Below are 21,632 nucleotides of genomic sequence, written 5' to 3'. Positions count from 1 at the left end.
TGCAAAATGGCGGTTATCTTAAAGCAAAACGGCGGCCATTGGCCGCCGTTTAGTGCATCTGTACTGATTTAGACAGCCGGTGCGGTCGTGGCTTCAGCCACCGGTTTGGGCAGCGACGACAGGAACGCCATGATCAGCGCCGCCAGGTATGGCAGCGACTGCACCAGCAACATGGTCACCCAGAAGCGCATGTCGTTGCTCGGCAGGCCCTGCACCAGGAAGATCCCCAGCGCCGCGCCCCACAACAACAGCATGATGAACACCTCTTCGCGCGCTTCCGAAATGGCTACCCAGAAGCCGTGATTATCGGCGTTTTTCGGGGTGCGGAAGAACGGAATGCTGCTGGTGAAGAAACCGTACAGCACCGCTTTGGCGATGGTGTGCGACAACGCCAGCCCTGCCAATGCCGCGCAGAACGCATCCTTCAGGTTGACTCCAACCGCACGGCGGTACAGGAAGATGATCTTGCCGACCTTGAACACGAACAGCGCCAATGGCGGGATCGCGAAAATCAACAACGGCGGATCGACCCGTTGCGGCACGATGATCATCGCTGCCGACCACAACAGCGCGCCGACGGTGAAGAAGATGTTCATGCCGTCCGCCACCCACGGCAACCAGCCCGCGAGGAAGTGGTAACGCTGGCCACGGGTCAGTTCGGTGTCCTTGCCGCGCAGCAGGCTGGCGGTGTGACGCTTGATGATCTGAATCGCTCCGTAGGCCCAGCGGAAACGCTGTTTCTTGAAGTCGATAAAGGTATCGGGCATCAGGCCTTTGCCGTAGCTGTCGTGGTAATACGCCGCCGACAGACCTTTTTCGAACACGCGCAGACCCAACTCGGCGTCTTCACAGATGCACCAGTCGGCCCAGCCCAGTTCCTCGAGCACCGAGCGCCGGGTCATGGTCATGGTGCCGTGCTGGATAATCGCGTCACGGTCGTTGCGGGTGACCATGCCGATGTGGAAGAAGCCTTTGTATTCCGCATAGCAGAGCTTCTTGAAGGTGCTTTCGTTCTGGTCGCGGTAATCCTGTGGCGACTGCACAACGGCAATTTTCGGATCGGCGAAGTGCGGCACCATGTGCTTGAGCCAGTTCGGGTCGACGCAGTAGTCCGAGTCGATCACCGCAATCACTTCGGCGTCCTTGGCGGTATGCGGAATCAGGTAATTCAGCGCGCCACCCTTGAAACCGGCCAACGGTGCCACGTGGAAGAACTTGAAGCGCGGGCCGAGGGTTTCGCAATAATCGCGCACCGGTTCCCAGACCGCCGGGTCTTTGGTGTTGTTGTCGATGATCAGGACTTCGAAGTCCGGATAGTCGAGGTTGGCCAGGGCGTTGAGGGTCTGTTTGACCATCTCCGGCGGCTCGTTGTAGCAAGGTACGTGAATCGACACTTTCGGTCGGTAGTCCGAATCACCCACCACTGGCAGGAATTCACGCCGGCGTTTGTGAGTCCAGACCGCTTCGGCCAGTTCATGGGCCTCGGTCAGCAGAACGATAAACACCCCGAGTGCACCGAGGGCGAGCAAGAAGCCCACCGTCAGGCTGAACCAGGTGCTGTATTGCTGGCTGTAGTCGTAACCGATCCACACCAATACCGAACCGCAGAGGAACGCGATAAAGGTCAGGAAGGTGCGGCCGCGTTGACGCAGGGCCGAGCCGTCGATCATCAGCAGGGTCAGCGACAGTAGTGCCAGCACTACGGAGCCGATAGCCAATACGCGCCATTGCGGGATCGCGACGACCGGGCCTTCGAAGTTGAATTTCTGCTGGCGTGCGGCGTTGAACACGCCCCAGTACGCGCCCACTGAACCTTCGTCACTGGCCTTCCACGGTTGGTCGAACGCTTCGATCACGAAGTAGTTGAAGCCTTGGCGGTTGAGCTTGTTGACCAATGTGCGCAAGTAAATCGCCTGGTCCGCCGGCGACGCATCGGCGCCACCGCGCATGCGGCCGTTGCTCGGCCAGCCGACCTCGGAGAGCAGCAGCGGTTTTTTCGGAAACATCTTTTTCAGGTCACGGGCGCGGTCGAGAACGAACTGACCGGCCTTGTCCACCGGAACGAACTCCCAGTACGGCAGGACGTGAGCCGCGATCAGGTCGACGTGCTTGGCCAGGCTCGGGTTTTCTTCCCAGACGTGCCACTGTTCAGAGGTGGTGACCGGAACCTTTACGGCCGCGCGGACGCGATCCAGGATCAGGCTCAGCTCTGCTGCAGTGATTTCCTTACGGAAGATCGCCTCGTTACCGACAATCACGCGAACCACGCTGCGCGAGGTGTTGGCGATTTCGATGGCGCGGGTGATCTCGCGCTCGTTGCGCTCTTCATCCGGGCTGATCCAGATACCCAGGGTCACCCGCAGGCCGAATTCTTCCGCCAGTTTGGGAATGTTCTCCAGCGTGCCGTCGACCGAGTAGGTCCGGATGTTGTCCGTCAGCTTGCTCATGATCTCCAGGTCGCGACGCATTTCATCGTCGGTCGGGTACTGGGCTTTTTGCGGGTACTGGCCTTGTTGAAACGGCGAGTACGAAAAGCCGGAGATCTGCTCAGGCCAGTTGGGGGCGGTGACGGGGCGATTGACCAGCGCCCAGAAACCGGTGAACAAGGCGGCGATTGCTAGAACCACGACCAGGTTGAGTCCAAATTTACGCGATGACATAGCTATTTCAGGTTCCAGGGGCTACTGAACGAAGGAACGGTCGGCGGCCGGCTGCCAAGGGGCGGGGGCGCGCATCCTACACTGGGCGTTCACTGACCGTACAGCGGACAGGGAAATGCCGGACGTTGGGCAATCCAAGTCGACTTAAGTTCTTTGACCGGGGCGTTGTAGCCCAATTCCAATAAATTTGTAGGCAATTAAGGCAGTCAAGACCGCCGTTTATAGACCCAAAGATGCTCTTGGCTGCCGACGGCCCTATAATGCGCGCCGGTTTTTGGGGTAATGGTCATGAGTACAGAAGATCCGCGGTTTGCTGGCATTGCCCGCTTGTATGGCATCGAAGGCCTTGAGCGCTTGCGCGCGGCCCATGTGGCGATCGTCGGCGTCGGTGGCGTCGGTTCCTGGGCGGCGGAAGCTGTCGCCCGGTGTGGCGTGGGCGAGATTTCGCTGTTCGACCTGGACGACGTCTGCGTCAGCAACGTCAACCGTCAGCTGCATGCGCTGGACAGCACCGTCGGCAAACCCAAGGTCGAGGTGATGGCCGAGCGTCTGCGCGGGATCAACCCGGACTGCACGGTGCATGCGGTGGCGGACTTCGTCACCCGTGAAACCATGGCCGAGTACATCACGCCGAACATCGACTGCGTGATCGACTGCATTGACAGCGTCAACGCCAAAGCCGCGCTGATCGCCTGGTGCAAGCGGCGCAAGATCCAGATCATCACCACCGGCGGCGCGGGCGGGCAGATTGACCCGACACTGATCCAGGTCTGCGACCTGAACCGCACGTTCAACGATCCCCTGGCCTCGAAAGTGCGCTCCACGCTGCGCCGCGACTACGGCTTCTCCCGCACCGTGACCCGTCACTACAGCGTGCCCTGCGTGTTCTCCACCGAGCAACTGCGCTACCCGAAACCGGACGGCAGCATTTGTTTGCAGAAGAGTTTTGTCGGTGATGGCGTGAAGCTCGACTGCGCTGGGGGCTTTGGCGCGGTGATGATGGTGACGGCGACGTTCGGCATGGTCGCGGCGACCAAGGCTGTGGATAAGATTGTGGCGGGTGTGCGTCGCCCCGCCGATCGCATCAAACCTGAGGTTTAATGGTTGTTGCTGATGGCCCCTTCGCGAGCAAGCCCGCTCCCACATTTGATCGGTGTCGGATACAAAAAATCGGAGACACCACACATCCAATGTGGGAGCGGGCTTGCTCGCGAAGGCGATTAACCAGCCAACTCATTCATCCGCTGTAACACGGCATTGAGGCCATTACTGCGGGACTGGGACAACTGGCGACCCAGCCCCAGCTGATTAAACCAATCCGCCAAATCCACCTGCTGCAACTCAACGGCGGACAAGCCGTTGACCCGTGCCAGCAGCAACGCCACCAACCCGCGAATCAACCGCGCATCGCTGCTGGCGCTGAATTGCCAGTGCCCGTCCTGCAACGTGCCGACCAGCCACACCTGGCTCTCACAGCCATGCACGCGGTTGGCTTCGACTTTATCCACATCACTCAACGGCGGCAGACGGTCACCCCATTGCATCAGCAACCGCGCCCGCTGTTCCCAGCTTGCAGCCTGCTGAAAAGTATCCAGCGCGGTGACGGCATCGTCAGGCAAGCTCATCGCAACAACTCCAGGGCCTGATCCAGCGCTTCAAAAAAACGCTCAAGGTCTTCGGAGTCGTTGTACAACGCCAACGACACCCGAATCGCCCCGGCCAGTTCAAAGCTTTTGAGCAACGGCATGGCGCAATGATGACCGGCGCGTACGGCGATTCCCTGTTCGGTCAGCAAATGCGCCAGATCAGCGTTATGCACACCCTCGACGACAAAACTGGCCAGTGCCAGTTGCGGCTTGCCCAGCAACCGGATTCCGTTGCGCGCTTCAAGGCCTTTGAGCAGATAGTCATGCAGCGCCGCTTCGTGGGCGGACACGGCGTCCTGATCCAGCCCGGCCAGATAGTCCAGGGTCGCCCCCAAGCCAATCACGCTGGAAATCGGCGGCGTACCCGCCTCGAACCCCAGCGGTGCAGGACGAAAGCGGGCGTCGTGGTAGTTGGCATCCAGCACCATTTCGCCGCCGAACTGCCACGGGCGCAGTTGTTCGAGCGCTTCATGACGACCGAACAGCGCACCCAGGCCATCCGGGCCGTAGAGCTTGTGGCTGGAAAACACATAGAAGTCGCAACCCAGCGCCTGCACGTCATGCCGACCATGCACCACGCCTTGAGCGCCGTCGACCACGGTCAGCGCGTTGTGCGCTTTGGCCATCGCCAGTAACGCGGGCAACGGCTGCCAGGCGCCGAGCACGTTGGACAGCTGACTGACCGCCAGCAGACGGGTAAGCGGGCCGATCAGGTGAGCGGCGGCTTCAAGGTCAATCAAGCCGTCGGCATCCAGTGGCAGGATCACCAGTTTCAAGTCGCGACGCTGGGCCAGTTGCTGCCACGGCAACAGGTTGGCGTGATGCTCCAGAGCGCTGATGACAATTTCATCGCCCGGATTGAATACGTGTTCCAGGCCATAGGCCAGGAGGTTCAGCGCGGACGTCGCGCCGTGGGTAAAGATGATCTGCCCGCAATCGCCGGCATTGAGCCATTGCGCGACTTTGCTGCGGCTGTCTTCGAACGCCTGGGTGGCATGGGCGCCGGGCAAGTGTTGCGCCCGATGCACGTTGGCCGCGCCGTTGGCATAGTAATGCGCCAGGGCATCCAGCAGGGCTTGAGGTTTTTGCGTGGTGGCGGCGTTGTCCAGATAAGTCTGGTCTTGCCGTTGCAGGGCGGCGATGGCCGGAAAATCGGCGCGCCAGGGAGAGGGAATCATCATGCTATCGGGCCCTGGTGAACATGGGCGGTGTGTACGCCTGACCCTGTGGGAGCGGGCTTGCTCGCGAAGGCGTCCTTGAGGTCGCCAAAAGCTTCGCGAGCAAGCCCGCTCCCACAGTTGATCGGTTGGGTTGCTGCAGCAATCAGTTGTGAGCGTGCAGCGCTTCGTTCAGTTCGATGGCCGATTTATGGGTTTTGCATTCCACGGCACCGGTCTCCGAATTGCGACGGAACAGCAGGTCAGGTTGACCGGCCAGTTCACGCGCCTTCACGACTTTGACCAGTTTGTTGTTTTCGTCCAGCAGCGCCACTTTAGTACCAGCGGTCACGTACAGGCCCGACTCAACGGTGTTGCGGTCGCCCAGCGGGATACCGATACCGGCGTTGGCGCCGATCAGGCAGCCTTCGCCGACCTTGATCACGATGTTGCCGCCACCCGACAGGGTGCCCATGGTCGAGCAACCGCCGCCCAGGTCCGAACCCTTGCCGACAAATACGCCAGCGGAAACGCGGCCTTCGATCATGCCCGGGCCTTCGGTGCCGGCGTTGAAGTTGACGAAACCTTCGTGCATCACGGTGGTGCCTTCGCCCACGTAAGCGCCCAGGCGAATACGCGCCGCGTCAGCGATACGCACGCCGGCCGGTACCACGTAGTCGGTCATTTTCGGGAACTTGTCCACCGAGAACACTTCCAGCAGCTCGCCGCGCAGACGGGCTTCCAGTTGATGTTCGGCCAGTTCGGCCAGATCGATCGCGCCCTGGCTGGTCCAGGCCACGTTCGGCAGCAACGGGAAGATCCCGGCCAGGTTCAGGCCGTGGGGCTTGACCAGGCGATGGGACAGCAGGTGCAGCTTGAGGTAAGCCTCAGGCGTGGAGCTCAGCTGTGCATCTTCGGCCAGCAGCGTGGCGACCAGCGGCTTGTGGCTCTCGGCCAGACGGGTCAGCAGTGCCGCTTGTGCAGCGTCGACGCTTTTCAGCGCTTCGGCCAGTTGGGACGCCTGAGCGGTGCTGAAGGCGATGGCCTGATTGCCGTCGGTGTAGCCCAGAACCGGCGCAATGGCGGCGACCAGTTCGGCCGACGGGTTGAGCAGTGGCTGCGCGTAAAACACTTCCAGCCATGCGCCTTGACGGTTTTGAGTGCCGACACCAAAGGCCAGGCTGAACAGGGTAGTGGACATGTTGATACCTCTAACAAAATGGAACGGGCTGCCTTACTTGAGCGCTGCCGCGTAGATATCTGGCTTGAAGCCAATCAGGGTTCGGTCACCGAGATCGAGCACCGGGCGCTTGATCATCGAAGGTTGTGCGAGCATCAGTTCGATGGCTTTGCGCTGGTCGAGATCGGCTTTGCGTTCGTCGTCGAGCTTGCGAAAGGTCGTGCCTGCACGGTTCAACACCACTTGCCAGCCGTGCTCGTCGCACCATTGGCTCAGGTGTTCACGGTCGATTCCGACCGTTTTGTAATCATGGAAGTCATAGCTGACAGCGTGTTCATCGAGCCAGGTGCGCGCCTTTTTCATGGTGTCGCAGGCTTTGATGCCGAAAAGGTGCAACGTTTTGCTTGAAGCGGTCAAGGAATTGCCCCCTTTGCAGGTGCTGAAAATAAAAGGTGACGGATTATGCCATGACCGAACGGTTTCGCGTCGGCTGTGGTCGGGTTTGTCTGTAGGCCATGGCGATCAGCTGTGTCGTGCGACATGGGGGCAACAGTCAGCGGCATCGGACGGCTGCCCCCCTGCAGCCGCCGCTGGTACAAATCTGTGGGGGCAACGGCTGGAGTGGCATAGCCTCGGTCGTCATCACCAGATCGGTGATGACGCATTGCGGGAAGTTGGGCTGTCAGCGTTTTGGATAAAGCAACTTCATGAGTTGTTTGTCTTTTCTACTGATCTTGCGGTTGATAGGAATTTCCCAATCGCCCAGTGTCAGTGTGTTAGCCACGGGGTGATGCATGATGGACTTCCTGTCGTAAGGCGTATAAATCGCTTCGATGGTATCGAAGGGCTGAAACAGGTTCATATCGACTTGTTCTTTGGTCAGTGGATTCATCTCTCGATTCTGGTAGAACTCATACACTTTCGGTTTATCCCAAGGAATATTGGCTTCGGGGTGTTGATGTTCGTGCATCGCCCCTAATGCATGTCCGAATTCATGAGTCACGATCACTTCGAAATCTTCATGTTCAGGTTCGACGCCCAGATCCATGGTTGGCCAGTCTGGATGAATCAATAGCGCATCGGTGCCCAACATCGAGCTGTTAATAGGGTTTTTTGTCGCAATTCGGATATCACCTTCCAGCCCTTCGACGAAATCGAAACTCAGATTGATATAGGGCAGCCACTGACTGGCCGCCCTGATGATCTTCTGTTTGTGTTCATCGTCGGGATCGTCGATAAATGCGATTTTGAGCGTGCGTCCATTTGCCCACAACTTCGAATAAGCGATCAGAGAGCGCTTGCGACGTGTGCCGAGGGTGGATCCTGCATTTCCGGGGTTTTCATTGATAGCCGCGTCGTAGGATTGCTGGTCGTCGGGCCATTGGATAAGGGTGCAGTTTTCAATATTGTTCATTAGGTACTTCTTCCATGAAGTAAAGGCTAAAGTTGTGTGTGAGTGCGCACAGTGATGCGCTGCATGAGAGTAAGAGGTCTCTGCAGTTCAGTGAATTTTAATTGCGAGTGATGTGTTACTGGTTATAAAAAAGCCCCCGCACTGTATTGCACAGTGCGGGCGGGGGAGACTATTTGTTGCGGGTAATGAACGCGCGAATGCGCTCGGCCGCTTCCACGCATTCAGCCAGCGGCGCAACCAGCGCCATGCGTATGCGTCCGGCACCCGGGTTGACGCCATCGACATCGCGGGACAAGTAGGAGCCCGGTACCACGGTCACGTGTTCCTGTTCGAACAGGTCACGGCAGAACGCCGCGTCATCACCGTTCACATTCGGCCACAGGTAAAAACCACCGTCCGGACGCTGTACGTCCATCACTGGGCTGAGGATCTCCAGCACCGCATCGTATTTCTCGCGGTACAGCGCACGGTTGGCGCGTACATGCACTTCATCATTCCATGCGGCAACGCTGGCCAGTTGGGTCTGAACCGGCATCGCGCAGCCGTGGTAGGTGCGATACAGCAGAAAGCCTTTGAGAATATCGGCATCACCGGCCACGAAGCCCGAACGCAGGCCGGGCAGGTTGGAACGCTTGGACAGGCTGTGGAACACCACGCAACGCTTGAAGTCCTTGCGACCCAGTTCGACGCATGCACTGAGCAGGCCGGCCGGTGGGGTTTGTTCGTCGAAATACAGTTCGCTATAGCATTCGTCTGCGGCGATCACGAAGTCGTATTCGTCAGCCAGGGCGATCAGCTTCTTCAGGGTTTCGACCGGAATCAGCGCACCGGTCGGGTTACCCGGCGAGCACAGGAACAGGATCTGGCAGCGTTTCCAGATGTCCGGCGAAACAGCGTCGAAATCCGGGTTGAAGCCGTTTTCATCCAGGCACGGCAGGTAATGCGGCTTGGCGCCGGCGAGGAATGCCGCGCCTTCGTAGATTTGATAGAACGGGTTCGGGCTGACCACCAACGCGTCGTCACCACGGTTGACCACGGTCTGGGTAAACGCGAACAGCGCTTCGCGCGTGCCATTGACCGGCAGCACATTGCGCGCCGGGTCGAGCCAGCCGTTCGGGACGCTGAAGCGGCGTTCGCACCAGGCTGCGATGGCTTCACGCAAGGCAGGGATGCCGAGGGTGGTCGGGTACACGGCCATCTGATCCAGATTGCTTGCCAGGGCTTCGGCGACAAAAGCTGGCGAGCGGTGTTTCGGTTCGCCGATGGACAGCGCGATGGCGCGCTTTTCCGGGTTGGGCGTAACGCTGCCGAGCAGGGCGCGGAGCTTTTCGAACGGGTAGGGCTGCAACTGGTTCAGAGCGTTGTTCATGGGGGCCTCGTTCAATGCAGGAGGGCTAGTGTGGTGTGGGGGGGCAACAAGCCCCCTCTCCACAGGAAGTCCATTCCCACAGGGGAAAATGGTTGGTTCAGATACTGATGCGCGACAGTTTGATATCGGGTTCCTGGCTGACGCTCAGCTGTTCGACGATGGCATCCTGCAAGCGGCTGCACAGCAACGGGTCGGACAGCGGCTGGTTGTTCGCATCGGTGATGAAGAACACGTCTTCCACGCGCTCGCCCAGGGTGGCGATCTTGGCGTTTTGCAGCGACAAGTCGAATTCCAGGAAGATCGTGCCGATCCGCGCCAGCAACCCCGGACGGTCGGGCGCACTGAGCTCCAGCACGGTCACCGGACGCTGAGCATCGTTGTGGATTGTGACCTGTGGCGCAAACGCGAAATGCTTGAGCTGGCGCGGTACCCGACGCTGGATGATGGTCGGGTAGTTGTCCGGGTTGCGCAGGGCTTCGGTCAGGCCTTCGCGGATCTGCTTGACCCGCGCCGGGTTGTCGCCGATCGAGTCGCCATCGGTGTCGAGCACGATATAGGTGTCGAGAGTGAACTGGCTGCTGGAGGTGATGACCCGGGCATCGTGAATGTTCAGGTTGAGCTGGTCCATCGCTGCCACGGTCACGGCGAAAAAGTCGTGCTGGTCCGGTGCATAAATGAAGATCTGCGTACCGCCCTCGAACTCGCGCTGGGTGGTTTCCTTGATCAGCACCAGCGGGCCGCCGTCGGCCGGCTGCTGCAAAATCGCGTCAGTGTGCCAGGCCACGTCGCCGGCGGTGTGACGCAGGAAGTAGTCATCGCCCAATTGCGCCCAGAGCTGCTCGACATCGTCCGGATCGTTGCCGCCGCGTACGAGAATGTCCAGCGCCGCGCTCTGGGTCTGGCGGATCTGCTCTTCGCGATCCACCGGGTTTTCCAGGCCACGACGCAAGGCGCGCTTGGTCTCGGTGTAGAGCTGGCGCAACAGGCTCGCGCGCCAGGAGTTCCACAGCGTCGGGTTGGTTGCGTTGATGTCGGCAACGGTCAGCACGTACAGATAATCGAGGCGGGTTTCATCGCCTACGGTCTGCGCGAAATCGTGGATCACGTGCGGGTCGGACAGGTCTTTGCGCTGGGCCGTGGTCGACATCACCAGATGGTTCTGCACCAGCCACACGATCAGGCGGCTATCCCAGATCGGCAACTGGTGGCGCTGGCAAAAAGCTTCGGCATCCACCGCGCCGATTTCCGAGTGATCGCCATGCCGGCCCTTGCCGATGTCGTGATAAAGACCGGCCAGGTAAATCAGTTCGGGTTTGGGCAGTTTGGCCATGAGCTTGCTGGCCAGCGGGAATTTTTCCGACACCTGGGTGTACTGCAGCTTTCGCAAGTGCTTGATCAGGTTCAGGGTGTGCGCGTCGACCGTATAGATATGAAACAGGTCATGCTGCATCTGCCCGACAATGAAGCCGAACTCCGGCAGATAGCGCCCAAGGATGCCGTAACGGTTCATCCGCCGCAGATTGCGGTGGATGCCGATTTTGCACTTGAACAGCTCGATGAACAGGCTGGTATTACGAATATCGTTGCGGAAGTCGTCATCAATCAGATGACGATTCTCGCGCAGCAGGCGGATGGTATCGGCGCGTACACCTTTGATTTCCGGTTGCTGGGCCATCAGCACAAAGATCTCGAGCATGGCGAATGGCGTACGGCGGAACACGTTGTCGCTACGCGCCTCGATGTAGCCATCGTGCAGCTGGAACCGCGAGTTGATCGGCTGTGGTGGTGCTTCGTCTTCGGGGGCCAGGATCACTTCTTCAAAGTGCTGGATGATCAGGTCGCTGAGCTGGGCAATGCTCATGACTACCCGGTAATACTGCTGCATGAAGTTTTCGATGGCTTGCTTGGCATCGTTACCTTCGAACCCCAATAGCCCGGCGATGGAGCGCTGGTGGTCGAACAGCAGGCGGTCTTCGGAACGGCCAGCGAGCATGTGCAGTGCGTAACGTACCTTCCACAAAAACTCCTGGGAGGAGGCCAGCAGGGCGTTTTCGCTCTCTACCAGGAAACCTTCGCCCGCAAGGGCCCGCAGGTTCAGGGTGCCGTACTGACGCCGGGCGACCCAGAGAATCGTCTGAATATCCCGCAGTCCGCCTGGAGAACCTTTGACGTTGGGTTCCAGGTTGTATTCGGTGTCGTTGTACTTGTGGTGGCGGGCTTTCTGCTCGGCGCGCTTGGCCAGGAAGAACTCCTTGCTGGGCCACATGTGCTCGGTGCTGGTGACATCCAGCATGCGCTGGCGCAGGCGTTCGGGGCCGCAAATGGTGCGGCTTTCCATCAGATTGGTGACGACCGTCAGGTCGGCGCGAGCCTCGACGGCGCATTCATCCACCGAACGAACGCTCTGGCCGACTTCCAGGCCGATGTCCCACAGCAACGTCAGAAAGCGTTCGATGGAATCCCGAAAAATTTCGTGATCGGCGCTGTCCAGCAAAATCAGCAGATCGATGTCGGAATAGGGGTGCAACTCGCCGCGACCGTAGCCGCCGACTGCCACCAGGGCGATATCGGCGTCTTCGCTCCAGTTAAACTGTTCCCAGGCTTGTTGCAGGATGTTGTCGACAAACCAGGCGCGATCCTCGATCAGCCGGCGAATGTCCCGGCCACTGCGGAACCGCTCGTCGAGCACCTCGCGGGCCTGACGGATCGCCTTCTTGAAAGCAGCAATAGGGCTTGCCTTCAGGGCCAGTTCAGCCTGGAACTGGCCGCGGTCGAAGAGTTCGGGATCCACCTGCGGCATCGATTGGCTTTCCTTTCTATAAGGCTGGGAACGGAGCGGGCGGGATCAGGCCGAAACGCGCGCGATGGTATCGTCGTTGCGCAGGGTGAAGATCTCGTAGCCGGTTTCGGTCACCAACAGGGTGTGCTCCCACTGCGCCGACAGCTTGCGATCCTTGGTGATAGCGGTCCAGCCGTCGCCCAATACCTTGGTATCGGCCTTGCCCTGGTTGATCATCGGCTCGATGGTGAAGGTCATGCCGGCCTTCAGTTCCATGCCGGTGCCGGCGCGGCCGTAGTGCAGGATTTGTGGTTCTTCGTGGAACACCTTGCCGATGCCATGACCGCAAAACTCGCGAACCACCGAGAAGCCGTTCTTTTCGGCGTGCTTCTGGATCACTTCACCGATATCGCCCAGGCGGCAGCCGGGTTTGACCAGTTCGATGGCCTTGTACATGCATTCCTGAGTCACCTGGGACAGACGCTCGGCCCAGACCGGCACGGTACCGACGTGGAACATGCGGCTGGTGTCGCCGTGGTAACCGTCCTTGATCACGGTGACGTCGATGTTCAGCGTGTCGCCATCCTTCAACGGTTTCTCGTTCGGGATGCCATGGCAGACCACATGGTTGATCGAGGTGCAGATCGACTTCGGGAAGCCCTTGTAGTTGAGCGGGGCAGGGATGGCTTTCTGCTCATTGACGATGTAGTCGTGGCAGATGCGGTCCAGTTCTTCGGTGGTGACACCCGGCTTGACATAATCGGCAATCATTTCCAGCACATCGGCGGCCAATTTGCCGGCGATCCGCATTTTTGCGATGTCCTCTGGGGTTTTGAGGGTGACGGTCATACAGGCTCTCTCTGCGCTCAATGGCGCCTTCTAAAACGAAATGGGCATTGCGTGAGCGATCTTCGCAGCCCTGAAAAACGCGATTCTACCAGACGATCAGCGCAAATCTGAGCCTCTGTGCATCGCTTCTCTCTATAGGATGGCGCATTCTGGGAAGATTCCAAGGCAGGGGTGAAAAGCATTCCTCAGGTTTTCAGAATCCGGGTTCCGTTTTTTTCTGCCTTGTGATATAAAATGCGCCGCTTTCCGGGGATACCCTGGGAAGCTTAAATCCACACACGTGTCGACACGATGACCTGGGTGCCTTCAGCTGATGCTGCTGGTTGGTCATTGGGATACGTGGAGGCCAAACCCGACTTATTAAGGAACTATCATGTCCCAAGTCAACATGCGCGATATGCTGAAGGCCGGTGTGCACTTCGGTCACCAGACCCGTTACTGGAACCCGAAAATGGGTAAGTACATTTTCGGCGCGCGTAACAAGATCCACATTATCAACCTTGAAAAAACCCTGCCAATGTTCAACGAAGCTCTGACTTTCGTAGAGCGTCTGGCCCAGGGCAAAAACAAGATCCTGTTCGTCGGCACCAAGCGTTCCGCTGGCAAGATCGTTGCTGAAGAAGCAGCACGTTGCGGTTCGCCGTACGTCGATCACCGCTGGTTGGGCGGCATGCTGACCAACTTCAAAACCATCCGTGCTTCCATCAAGCGTCTGCGTGACCTTGAAGTACAAGCCGAAGACGGTACTTTCGCCAAGCTGACCAAGAAAGAAGCGCTGATGCGCACTCGCGATCTTGAGAAGCTGGATCGTTCCCTGGGTGGTATCAAGGACATGGGCGGTCTGCCAGACGCTCTGTTCGTTATCGACGTTGATCACGAGCGCATCGCGATCACCGAAGCCAACAAGCTGGGCATCCCGGTTATCGGCGTAGTCGATACCAACAGCAGCCCGGAAGGCGTTGACTACATCATCCCAGGCAACGATGACGCAATCCGCGCTATCCAGCTGTACATGGGTTCGATGGCTGACGCTGTTATCCGCGGTCGCAACCACGTTGCTGGCGGCACCGAGCAGTTTGTTGAAGAAGCTCCGGCAGCTGCAGCTGAGTAATTGACGCCCTGGCGTTGACTCAGTAAGCAAAAAGGGGGCTTGGCCCCCTTTTTGCCACCTCGAAAACCATTTGTGAGCAGCGCAGCTACAGCATCTGTAACGTGCAGCGGCTAACAAGGGTGGTTCGGGAAGAATTGAACGCCCGTTCGATCGGGTGGAATGGTTGAAAACCTATCCAAGAGGAATTTGAAAATGGCAGAGATTACTGCAGCGTTGGTCAAAGAACTGCGCGAGCGTACTGGCGAAGGCATGATGGACTGCAAAAAGGCCTTGACCAAGGCCGGCGGCGACATCGAAAAAGCCATTGATGACATGCGTGCTTCGGGCGCCATCAAGGCTGCCAAGAAAGCTGGCAACGTTGCCGCTGAAGGCGCGATCGCTCTTAAAGAAGACGGTAAATCCGCCGTTCTGCTGGAAGTGAACTCGCAGACCGACTTCCTGGCTTTGCAGGATGATTTCAAGGCATTTGTTGCTTCCAGCGTAGAAAAAGCGTTCGCTGACAAGCTGACTGACGTCGCTCCGCTGATCGAAGCTCAAGAAGCCGATCGTCTGGTTCTGGTCGGCAAGGTTGGCGAAAACGTCAACATCCGTCGCCTGGCTCGTGTTGAAGGTGATGTTGTTGGTGGTTACCTGCACGGCAACAAGATCGGTGTCGCGGTTGTTCTCAAGGGCGGCAACGTTGAGCTGGCCAAAGACATCGCTATGCACGTAGCGGCGACCAACCCTGAATTCCTGCTGCCGTCGGAAGTTTCCGCTGAAGCGATTGAGCGTGAGAAGGGCGTGTTCCTGACCCTCAACGCTGACAAGATCGCCGGCAAGCCAGAAAACATCGTTGAAAACATGGTCAAAGGCCGTATCAGCAAGTTCCTGGCTGAAGCGAGCCTGGTTGAGCAGGCGTTCGTCAAGAACCCTGAAATCAAGGTCGGCGAACTGGCCAAGAAAGCCGGTGCAGAAATCGTTTCGTTCACCTACTTCAAAGTAGGCGAAGGCATTGAGAAGCCGGTCGACAACTTCGCTGAAGAAGTTGCTGCCCAGCTGGCTGCTGCCAAGCAATAAGACGGTTTTTTAACTGTCGCCCTGAAGAGGCTGCCCGCTCACGCGCGCAGCCTCTTTTCAGATGGGGATGCCAATTTATTTGGCTTCTCGTCGGAACTGGCTTACAAAGCCGTGTTCCGATGGCGCTGTGATAGCGTCAAGCTAGAGTGAACGCAGGCTGCAAACAGCCCGCAAAGAATTTTTTAAAATACGCCGCAGGAGAGATTCGCAATGGCTCAGCAGGGCAGTGGTTATCAGGCTCGCTATAAACGCATTCTACTCAAGCTTAGCGGCGAGGCCCTGATGGGCTCGGAAGAGTTCGGGATCGATCCGAAAGTTCTGGATCGCATGGCGCTGGAAGTTGGCCAACTGGTCGGCATCGGTGTTCAGGTTGGTCTGGTGATCGGCGGGGGTAACCTGTTTCGCGGTGCGGCGCTCAGCGCGGCCGGCATGGATCGGGTCACTGGCGACCACATGGGCATGCTGGCCACTGTGATGAACGCCCTGGCGATGCGTGATGCGCTGGAACGTGCCAATATCTCGGCCATCGTGATGTCGGCCATTTCCATGGTTGGCGTGACCGATCACTATGATCGCCGCAAAGCCATGCGCCACCTGAACGCCAAGGAAGTCGTGATTTTTGCGGCCGGTACCGGTAATCCGTTCTTCACCACGGATTCGGCAGCTTGCTTGCGTGCAATCGAAATCGACGCTGACGTCGTGCTCAAGGCAACCAAGGTCGATGGCGTTTACACGGCTGATCCATTCAAAGACCCGCATGCCGAGAAGTTCGATCATCTGACTTATGATGAAGTACTGGATCGCAAGCTGGGCGTGATGGATCTGACGGCTATTTGCCTGTGCCGCGACCACAAGATGCCGTTGCGCGTATTTAACATGAACAAGCCCGGCGCCCTGCTGAACATCGTACATGGCGGCGCTGAAGGGACTCTGATCGAGGAAGGCCAACAATGATCAACGAAATCAAGAAAGACGCTCAAGAGCGCATGAAAAAATCCGTCGAATCGCTGGCGCACAACTTCGGCCGTATTCGTACGGGCCAGGCGCACCCAAGCATTCTGGAAGGTGTCATGGTTCCGTACTACGGCTCCGACACGCCGATCAAGCAAGTGGCGAACATCACCGTGAAAGACGCCCGTACCCTGCAAGTAGTTGCCTTTGAGCGCAACATGCTGGGTGCCGTCGACAAAGCCATCGGTAGCGCGGGTCTGAACCTCAACCCGACCAACCTCGGCGAGTTGCTGCTGATCTCCATGCCGGCCCTGACCGAAGAAACCCGCAAGGGCTTCACCAAGCAGGCTCGCGATGTCGCTGAAGATGCCCGTGTTGCGGTGCGCAACATCCGTCGTGATGCGAACAGCCAACTCAAGGATCTGGTCAAGGAAAAGGAAATCAGCGAAGACGAAGAGCGTCGCGCTACTGGCGAAATTGATGATCTGACCAAAAAATACGTGGCTGAAATTGACGCGAATTTGGCGCAGAAAGAAAAAGACCTGATGGCCGTATAAGGGTCACGTTTTAATGGATAAGACAAAGCAGACTGTGCCGTCCGCGGTGCCGCGCCATGTCGCGATCATCATGGATGGTAATAATCGGTGGGCGAAAAAACGCTTTATGCCGGGTGTCGCCGGGCATAAAGCGGGCGTGGATGCGGTGCGTGCGGTGATTGAGGTGTGTGCCGAGGCCAAGGTCGAAGTACTGACCTTGTTCGCCTTCTCCAGCGAGAACTGGCAGCGCCCGGTAGATGAAGTCAGTGCCTTGATGGATTTATTCTTCAAGGCGTTGCGTCGCGAGGCCAAGCGCCTCAACGACAACAACATCAGTTTGCGCATCATTGGCGATCGTTCGCGTTTTCACCCGGAGCTTCAGGCCGCCATGCGCGAAGCCGAGGCGATGACTGTCGGTGCCAACCGCTTTGTCCTGCAGATCGCTGCCAACTACGGCGGTCAGTGGGATATCGCGCAAGCCGCGCAGCGTCTGGCCCGAGAAGTTCAGGCCGGGCATCTGCGTCCGGAGGACATTACCCCCGAGCTGTTGCAAACCTGCCTGGCGACCGGTGATCTGCCGTTGCCAGACTTGTGCATCCGTACCGGTGGCGAGCATCGCATCAGCAATTTCTTGTTGTGGCAACTGGCTTACGCCGAGTTGTACTTCTCCGACCTGTTCTGGCCGGACTTCAAACACGACGCCATGCGCAATGCGCTAGCCGATTTCGCTTCTCGCCAGCGTCGCTTCGGTAAAACGAGCGAGCAGGTCGAGGCTGGAGCCCGGGTTTAATGCTTAAACAACGAATCATCACGGCACTGATTCTGCTGCCGATTGCCCTGGGCGGGTTTTTCCTGCTCGAAGGGTCCGGTTTTGCGCTGTTCATCGGGCTGGTGGTGACGCTTGGGGCGTGGGAGTGGGCGCGGTTGGCAGGTTTCGCTGCTCAGTCGATTCGCCTTGCCTATGCCGCTGTGGTCGCGTTGATGCTGTTTTTCATGCACATCCTGCCGGGGCTCGCGCCTTGGGTGTTGGGTGCCGCGGTGCTCTGGTGGGGCATGGCCACGTACCTGGTGTTGACCTATCCACAGTCCAGTCAACATTGGGCCAGTGCTGCCTGCAAGCTGGTGATCGGTTTGTTGATTCTGTTACCGGCGTGGCAAGGCCTTGTTCTGATCAAGCAGCAGCCCTTGGGTAACTGGCTGATCATGGCGGTGATGGTGCTGGTCTGGGGGGCCGATATCGGTGCGTACTTTTCCGGTCGGGCCTTCGGCAAACGCAAGCTGGCGCCACAGGTCAGCCCTGGCAAGAGCTGGGAAGGCGTGTACGGCGGCTTGCTGGTGAGTCTGGTGATTACCGCAATCGTCGGTTTTGTGCGGGACTGGAGTTTCGCTCAGATGCTGATGGGGCTGTTCGGTGCCGCAATAATCGTGTTCATTTCGGTGGTGGGCGACCTCACCGAAAGCATGTTCAAGCGCCAGTCGGGGATCAAGGACAGCAGTAATCTGCTGCCTGGCCACGGCGGCGTGCTGGACCGAATCGATAGCCTGACGGCGGCGATTCCGGTATTCGCCGTGCTGCTGTGGATGGCCGCCCCGTGAGCCGCCCACAACAGATTACCGTGCTGGGAGCGACCGGTTCGATTGGTCTGAGTACCCTCGACGTCATCGCCCGTCATCCCGAGCGTTATCAGGTTTTCGCCTTGAGCGGTTTCACTCGTTTGAGTGAGCTGTTGGCGCTGTGTGTGCGTCATGTACCGCGCTTCGCCGTCGTGCCGGAGTCTGGCGCTGCCCGACGCTTGCAGGACGATTTGCGCGCGGCCGGTCTGTCGACCCGGGTTCTGGTAGGGGAGGAGGGCTTGTGTCAGGTCGCCTCCGATCCGCAAGTCGATGCGGTAATGGCGGCTATTGTCGGTGCGGCGGGCTTGCGTCCGACTCTGGCAGCGGTCGAGGCTGGCAAGAAGATTCTTCTGGCCAATAAAGAAGCGCTGGTGATGTCCGGTGCGCTGTTTATGCAGGCCGTGCGCAAAAGCGGTTCAGTGCTGCTGCCGATCGACAGCGAACACAACGCGATTTTCCAGTGCATGCCACAGGATTTCGCTCGTGGGCTTGGTGCGGTCGGGGTGCGTCGGATTTTACTGACAGCCTCTGGCGGCCCGTTCCGGCAGACGCCCATGGCCGAACTGGAGCATGTTTCCCCCGAACAAGCGTGTGCCCATCCGAATTGGTCCATGGGGCGCAAGATTTCAGTGGATTCGGCCAGCATGATGAACAAAGGGCTCGAGCTGATCGAAGCCTGCTGGCTGTTCGATGCCACGCCGTCCCAGGTCGAAGTGGTGATTCACCCGCAGAGCGTGATCCATTCGCTGGTCGACTACATCGATGGTTCGGTATTGGCGCAGTTGGGCAATCCGGACATGCGAACGCCGATCGCCAATGCCCTGGCCTGGCCGGAACGAATCGACTCGGGTGTTGCGCCGTTGGACCTGTTTGCCATCGCTCGCCTGGATTTCCAGGCGCCCGATGAGGAACGTTTTCCGTGCCTGCGCCTTGCGCGTCAAGCCGCCGAAGCTGGCAATAGTGCGCCGGCCATGCTCAATGCCGCGAATGAGGTGGCTGTGGCGGCGTTTCTCGACGGGCGGGTTCGCTACCTGGAAATCGCGAGTATTATCGAGGAAGTGTTGAACCTCGAGCCTGTGGTTGCAGTGAATGATCTCGAGGCAGTGTTTACGGCTGATGCGAAAGCACGGGTACTGGCCGGGCAATGGTTGAGCCGTCACGGGCGATAAGTGCTGCGATACGTTGCCCCATGCAGCACTGATAGGATTGCGGAGAAAGTACATGAGCGCGCTCTATATGATTGTCGGCACCCTGGTAGCGCTGGGTGTGCTGGTCACCTTCCACGAGTTCGGCCATTTCTGGGTCGCACGTCGCTGTGGGGTCAAAGTGCTGCGTTTCTCCGTGGGCTTTGGCATGCCGTTGTTGCGCTGGCACGACAGCAAAGGCACTGAGTTCGTAATCGCCGCCATCCCGTTGGGTGGCTACGTGAAGATGCTCGACGAGCGCGAAGGCGAGGTCCCGGCCGAGCAGGTCGATCAATCCTTCAATCGCAAATCTGTCCGTCAGCGCATCGCCATCGTCGCGGCCGGCCCGATCGCCAACTTTCTATTGGCAATGGTGTTTTTCTGGGCGTTGGCAATGCTGGGCAGCGAGCAGGTGCGGCCGGTTATCGGCGCGGTAGAGTCTGGCAGTATTGCCTCCAAGGCAGGTTTGAGCCCGGGCCAGGAAATCATGGCCATCGATGGCGAGCCAACCTCCGGCTGGGCTGCGGTGAATCTGCAACTGATCCGTCGCTTGGGTGAGAGCGGTTCCCTTCAATTGCTGGTCCGCGAACAGGGCTCCACGGTGGACTCACCCCGTGAGCTGGTGCTGAACAAGTGGCTCAAGGGGGCCGAGGAGCCAGATCCGATTCGCTCGCTGGGCATTCGTCCTTGGCGTCCGGCGTTGCCACCCGTCCTGGCCGAATTTGATCCGAAAGGGCCGGCTAAGGCTGCCGGCCTGAAAACGGGTGACCGCTTGTTGGCCCTTGATGGCAAGGCGCTGGACGACTGGCAGCAGGTAGTCGACATCGTCCGTATGCATCCGGATACCAAAATCATGCTGCGCGTCGAGCGCGATGGTGCTCAAATCGACGTCCCTGTGACGTTGGCCGCTCGCGGCGAGAGCAAATCGCCCAGTGGTTATCTGGGTGCCGGGGTGAAAGCGGTCGATTGGCCACCAGAGATGATTCGCGAAGTCAGTTACGGTCCGGTGGCTGCGATTGGCGAGGGTGCCCGACGCACTTGGACCATGAGTGTACTGACCCTCGATTCTCTCAAGAAAATGTTGTTCGGTGAGCTCTCGGTAAAAAACTTGAGTGGACCGATAACCATTGCTAAAGTGGCGGGCGCTTCTGCCCAGTCGGGCGTCGCTGATTTCCTGAATTTCCTTGCTTATCTGAGTATTAGCCTGGGGGTTCTGAATTTGTTGCCCATTCCTGTACTGGATGGGGGGCATTTGTTGTTTTATCTGATCGAGTGGGCGCGTGGTCGTCCCTTGTCGGATCGGGTGCAAGGTTGGGGGATACAGATCGGTATCAGTTTGGTGGTCGGGGTGATGTTACTTGCTCTGGTTAATGATCTGGGCCGACTGTAACGCTTCGCTGAATTGCGAATCTGCCGCATTTTGCGGCAGTTTTTATTGCCAGTTGGAATAAGAAAGGACTTCATGAAACGTCTGCTGCTAACTGCGGTTCTCACCGTATTGATGATCGCCGAAGTTCACGCCGAGTCCTTCACTATCTCTGATATTCGCGTCAATGGCCTACAGCGGGTCTCCGCGGGTAGCGTCTTTGGTGCCTTGCCGTTGAACGTCGGCGAACAGGCGGATGATCGTCGCCTGGTGGAATCCACTCGTGCGTTGTTCAAAACCGGGTTCTTTCAAGATATCCAGCTGGGTCGCGATGGCAACGTCCTCGTCATCACTGTAGTCGAGCGTCCGTCGGTCGCCAGTATCGAGATCGAAGGCAACAAGGCGATCTCCACTGAAGACCTGATGAAGGGCCTCAAACAATCCGGTCTGGCCGAAGGCGAGATCTTCCAGCGCGCCACCCTCGAAGGTGTGCGTAACGAGCTGCAGCGTCAGTACGTCGCTCAGGGCCGCTACTCCGCTACTGTCGATACCGAAGTGGTGCCACAGCCGCGTAACCGCGTGGGCCTGAAGGTCAACATCAACGAAGGCACCGTTGCAGCTATCCAGCACATCAACGTGGTGGGTAACACTGTTTTCCCTGATGAAGACCTCATCGACCTGTTCGAACTCAAGACTAGCAACTGGTTGTCGTTCTTCAAGAATGACGACAAGTACGCTCGTGAAAAACTCTCCGGTGACC

General features: G+C 58.6%; 19 protein-coding genes. 10 read left to right on the top strand and 9 right to left on the bottom strand.

What is annotated here, in order from left to right; genetic code table 11:
• Positions 1-68 precede the first annotated feature (68 nt).
• On the bottom strand, positions 69-2,660 hold the full coding sequence (locus tag PMI36_RS19600) for a glycosyltransferase (protein ID WP_008070347.1): 2,592 nt from the start codon (positions 2,658-2,660) through the stop codon (positions 69-71).
• Between the two features lie 288 nt (positions 2,661-2,948).
• Here PMI36_RS19600 and tcdA point away from each other — a divergent pair, with 288 nt between their 5' ends.
• The gene (gene tcdA, locus PMI36_RS19605; protein WP_162130623.1) at positions 2,949-3,761 is read left to right on the top strand and encodes a tRNA cyclic N6-threonylcarbamoyladenosine(37) synthase TcdA; all 813 of its coding nucleotides are present in this window, start codon (positions 2,949-2,951) and stop codon (positions 3,759-3,761) included.
• A 119-nt stretch (positions 3,762-3,880) separates the two neighbouring features.
• Here the strand turns inward: tcdA and PMI36_RS19610 are convergent, their stop codons facing one another.
• The 8 genes from PMI36_RS19610 to map form a co-directional block, all read right to left on the bottom strand.
• Positions 3,881-4,285: a SufE family protein gene (locus PMI36_RS19610; protein WP_008070345.1), complete on the bottom strand. Its 405-nt coding sequence runs from the start codon at positions 4,283-4,285 to the stop codon at positions 3,881-3,883.
• Positions 4,282-5,487, bottom strand: a complete 1,206-nt coding sequence (locus PMI36_RS19615; RefSeq protein WP_008070344.1) for an aminotransferase class V-fold PLP-dependent enzyme — start codon at positions 5,485-5,487, stop codon at positions 4,282-4,284. The genes PMI36_RS19610 and PMI36_RS19615 overlap by 4 nt, the downstream gene beginning before the upstream one ends.
• A 142-nt stretch (positions 5,488-5,629) precedes the next feature.
• A complete protein-coding gene (gene dapD, locus PMI36_RS19620) occupies positions 5,630-6,664 on the bottom strand; it encodes a 2,3,4,5-tetrahydropyridine-2,6-dicarboxylate N-succinyltransferase (protein ID WP_008070343.1) in 1,035 nt (344 codons plus the stop codon).
• Positions 6,665-6,697: 33 nt separating this feature from the next.
• The gene (locus PMI36_RS19625; protein WP_007907995.1) at positions 6,698-7,060 is read right to left on the bottom strand and encodes an ArsC family reductase; all 363 of its coding nucleotides are present in this window, start codon (positions 7,058-7,060) and stop codon (positions 6,698-6,700) included.
• 265 nt (positions 7,061-7,325) lie between these two features.
• Positions 7,326-8,057, bottom strand: coding sequence for a M12 family metallopeptidase (locus tag PMI36_RS19630; protein ID WP_008070342.1), 732 nt, complete (start codon positions 8,055-8,057; stop codon positions 7,326-7,328).
• 169 nt (positions 8,058-8,226) lie between these two features.
• Positions 8,227-9,426: a succinyldiaminopimelate transaminase gene (dapC, locus tag PMI36_RS19635; RefSeq protein ID WP_008070340.1), complete on the bottom strand. Its 1,200-nt coding sequence runs from the start codon at positions 9,424-9,426 to the stop codon at positions 8,227-8,229.
• Between the two features lie 97 nt (positions 9,427-9,523).
• A complete protein-coding gene (locus tag PMI36_RS19640) occupies positions 9,524-12,226 on the bottom strand; it encodes a [protein-PII] uridylyltransferase (RefSeq protein WP_008070339.1) in 2,703 nt (900 codons plus the stop codon).
• Between the two features lie 45 nt (positions 12,227-12,271).
• Positions 12,272-13,054 (bottom strand): type I methionyl aminopeptidase, encoded by a 783-nt coding sequence (gene map / locus PMI36_RS19645; RefSeq protein ID WP_008070337.1) that lies wholly within the window; start codon positions 13,052-13,054, stop codon positions 12,272-12,274.
• Positions 13,055-13,427: 373 nt separating this feature from the next.
• On the opposite strand from map, the gene rpsB reads away from it, so the two are divergent.
• The 9 genes from rpsB to PMI36_RS19690 all read left to right on the top strand — a co-directional run.
• The gene (rpsB, locus tag PMI36_RS19650) at positions 13,428-14,165 is read left to right on the top strand and encodes a 30S ribosomal protein S2 (RefSeq protein ID WP_007907989.1); all 738 of its coding nucleotides are present in this window, start codon (positions 13,428-13,430) and stop codon (positions 14,163-14,165) included.
• Positions 14,166-14,357: 192 nt separating this feature from the next.
• Positions 14,358-15,221, top strand: a complete 864-nt coding sequence (gene tsf / locus PMI36_RS19655) for a translation elongation factor Ts (protein WP_008070331.1) — start codon at positions 14,358-14,360, stop codon at positions 15,219-15,221.
• Positions 15,222-15,431: 210 nt separating this feature from the next.
• Positions 15,432-16,175 carry a UMP kinase gene (gene pyrH / locus PMI36_RS19660; RefSeq protein ID WP_003172271.1) on the top strand — a complete coding sequence of 248 codons (744 nt, stop codon included), beginning with the start codon at positions 15,432-15,434 and terminating at the stop codon, positions 16,173-16,175.
• Positions 16,172-16,729 carry a ribosome recycling factor gene (gene frr, locus PMI36_RS19665; RefSeq protein WP_007907979.1) on the top strand — a complete coding sequence of 186 codons (558 nt, stop codon included), beginning with the start codon at positions 16,172-16,174 and terminating at the stop codon, positions 16,727-16,729. Before pyrH ends, frr begins: the two co-directional genes overlap by 4 nt.
• A gap of 13 nt (positions 16,730-16,742) precedes the next feature.
• A complete protein-coding gene (gene uppS, locus PMI36_RS19670; protein ID WP_008070330.1) occupies positions 16,743-17,498 on the top strand; it encodes a polyprenyl diphosphate synthase in 756 nt (251 codons plus the stop codon).
• A complete protein-coding gene (locus PMI36_RS19675; protein ID WP_008070328.1) occupies positions 17,498-18,304 on the top strand; it encodes a phosphatidate cytidylyltransferase in 807 nt (268 codons plus the stop codon). Before uppS ends, PMI36_RS19675 begins: the two co-directional genes overlap by 1 nt.
• Positions 18,301-19,491: a 1-deoxy-D-xylulose-5-phosphate reductoisomerase gene (ispC, locus tag PMI36_RS19680; RefSeq protein WP_008070326.1), complete on the top strand. Its 1,191-nt coding sequence runs from the start codon at positions 18,301-18,303 to the stop codon at positions 19,489-19,491. The genes PMI36_RS19675 and ispC overlap by 4 nt, the downstream gene beginning before the upstream one ends.
• Before the next feature lie 52 nt (positions 19,492-19,543).
• Complete coding sequence (gene rseP, locus PMI36_RS19685) at positions 19,544-20,896, top strand: sigma E protease regulator RseP (RefSeq protein ID WP_008070323.1); 1,353 nt, start codon at positions 19,544-19,546, stop codon at positions 20,894-20,896.
• A 72-nt stretch (positions 20,897-20,968) separates the two neighbouring features.
• On the top strand, positions 20,969-21,632 hold a 664-nt coding region (locus PMI36_RS19690; protein WP_008070321.1), incomplete at its 3' end, for a POTRA domain-containing protein.

The organism is Pseudomonas sp. GM79 (assembly GCF_000282495.1).
Lineage (GTDB): Bacteria > Pseudomonadota > Gammaproteobacteria > Pseudomonadales > Pseudomonadaceae > Aquipseudomonas.
This window is presented reverse-complemented; position numbering and strand designations above follow the sequence as displayed.

Bases quoted from the DNA above. Each gene is read 5' to 3' on its own strand.
- map (WP_008070337.1), bottom strand. From the start codon at position 13,054: ATGACCGTCACCCTCAAAACCCCAGAGGACATCGCAAAAATGCGGATC.
- PMI36_RS19675 (WP_008070328.1), top strand. From the start codon at position 17,498: ATGCTTAAACAACGAATCATCACGGCACTGATTCTGCTGCCGATTGCC.
- frr (WP_007907979.1), top strand. From the start codon at position 16,172: ATGATCAACGAAATCAAGAAAGACGCTCAAGAGCGCATGAAAAAATCC.
- uppS (WP_008070330.1), top strand. From the start codon at position 16,743: ATGGATAAGACAAAGCAGACTGTGCCGTCCGCGGTGCCGCGCCATGTC.
- rseP (WP_008070323.1), top strand. From the start codon at position 19,544: ATGAGCGCGCTCTATATGATTGTCGGCACCCTGGTAGCGCTGGGTGTG.
- PMI36_RS19630 (WP_008070342.1), bottom strand. From the start codon at position 8,057: ATGAACAATATTGAAAACTGCACCCTTATCCAATGGCCCGACGACCAG.
- PMI36_RS19615 (WP_008070344.1), bottom strand. From the start codon at position 5,487: ATGATGATTCCCTCTCCCTGGCGCGCCGATTTTCCGGCCATCGCCGCC.
- dapC (WP_008070340.1), bottom strand. From the start codon at position 9,426: ATGAACAACGCTCTGAACCAGTTGCAGCCCTACCCGTTCGAAAAGCTC.
- dapD (WP_008070343.1), bottom strand. From the start codon at position 6,664: ATGTCCACTACCCTGTTCAGCCTGGCCTTTGGTGTCGGCACTCAAAAC.
- tcdA (WP_162130623.1), top strand. From the start codon at position 2,949: ATGAGTACAGAAGATCCGCGGTTTGCTGGCATTGCCCGCTTGTATGGC.
- rpsB (WP_007907989.1), top strand. From the start codon at position 13,428: ATGTCCCAAGTCAACATGCGCGATATGCTGAAGGCCGGTGTGCACTTC.
- pyrH (WP_003172271.1), top strand. From the start codon at position 15,432: ATGGCTCAGCAGGGCAGTGGTTATCAGGCTCGCTATAAACGCATTCTA.
- tsf (WP_008070331.1), top strand. From the start codon at position 14,358: ATGGCAGAGATTACTGCAGCGTTGGTCAAAGAACTGCGCGAGCGTACT.
- PMI36_RS19610 (WP_008070345.1), bottom strand. From the start codon at position 4,285: ATGAGCTTGCCTGACGATGCCGTCACCGCGCTGGATACTTTTCAGCAG.
- PMI36_RS19640 (WP_008070339.1), bottom strand. From the start codon at position 12,226: ATGCCGCAGGTGGATCCCGAACTCTTCGACCGCGGCCAGTTCCAGGCT.
- PMI36_RS19600 (WP_008070347.1), bottom strand. From the start codon at position 2,660: ATGTCATCGCGTAAATTTGGACTCAACCTGGTCGTGGTTCTAGCAATC.